Genomic DNA, 1,183 nt, shown 5'->3' with positions numbered 1-1,183 from the left:
CACACCAGCCGGAGGAGTCGGCACACCACCGCCACCACCCTCACCAGGACCACCGGGCACACCAGCCGGAGGAGTCGGCACACCACCGCCACCACCCTCACCAGGACCACCGGGCACACCAGCCGGAGGAGTCGGCACACCACCGCCACCACCCTCACCAGGACCACCGGGCACACCAGCCGGAGGAGTCGGCACACCACCGCCACCACCCTCACCAGGACCACCCGGTACGGCGGCCGGCGGGGTCGTTCCGGTCTCGACGACGTTGCCGCCGGGCGTGCCCGGGACAGCGGCGGGCGGAGTGGGAACGCCTCCGCCGGTACCCTGACCGGGCGCGCCCGGGACTGCCGCGGGCGGAGTCGGAACCTCTTCGACGGCAGGTGTTCCCGGCGTCCCGGGGATCACGGTATCGGGAGTCGGCGGCAGCTCGACGCCGGGAGTTCCTGGGGTTCCGGGCACCGCGGCGGGCGTGCCGGGCACATCGACGTTCAGCGGGACGCCCGGGGTGCCGGGCACCGCGGCGGGCGGCGTGGAGACACCGGGAATGGAGGCCGCACTGGGAACACCGGGCAGGGTGACCGGCGGGGTTCCGGGGACGTTGAGCATGCCGCCGGGGATCGAGGCACCCGGCACCGACACCCCCGGAGGCGGCAGCGTCGCCGCCGAATCGTTGATCACGTTGCCGGGCACCGCGGCCGGTGGCACCCCGGGTGTGTTGACAACGGCCTGGTCCGAGCCGCCCGGCACGTCGACCCCGGGCGCACCCGGAGTGACGACGGATTCATTCGTCACATCGCCGGGAACGGCGGCCGGCGGAACCGGCGGTGTGCCACCGGAGCCCGGCAGCGAGCCACCGGGGACCTCGGCCGGCGGAACCGGCGGGGTGACAACGGATTCGGGCACCACATCACCGGGAACGGCGGCCGGTGGGGTTCCCGGGGTGCCGCCGCCACCACCACCGGGCACACCGGGAACGCCGGCAGGCGGACCAGGCGGAACATCGCCCCCACCACCACCGGGCACACCGGGAACGCCGGCAGGCGGACCAGGCGGAACATCGCCCCCACCACCACCGGGCACACCGGGCACACCGGCGGGCGGACCGGGCGGGGTGGCGCCGCCGCCCGGGATCGCCGCGGGCGGAACTGCCGCCGGCGGCGCGGGCACCGCGGCGGCCGCGTCG

The 1,183-nt window shown here is 76.1% G+C and carries 1 pseudogene; it reads right to left on the bottom strand.

The features are described from left to right. Positions 1–1,183 (bottom strand): annotated as a pseudogene (locus ORI27_RS32845) (hypothetical protein); the annotation flags it as partial.

It is taken from the genome of Mycobacterium pinniadriaticum, from assembly GCF_026242045.1.
Taxonomy (GTDB): domain Bacteria; phylum Actinomycetota; class Actinomycetes; order Mycobacteriales; family Mycobacteriaceae; genus Mycobacterium; species Mycobacterium pinniadriaticum.
The sequence above is the reverse complement of the archived record's forward strand: the minus strand, read 5'-3'. Positions and strand labels throughout refer to the sequence as shown.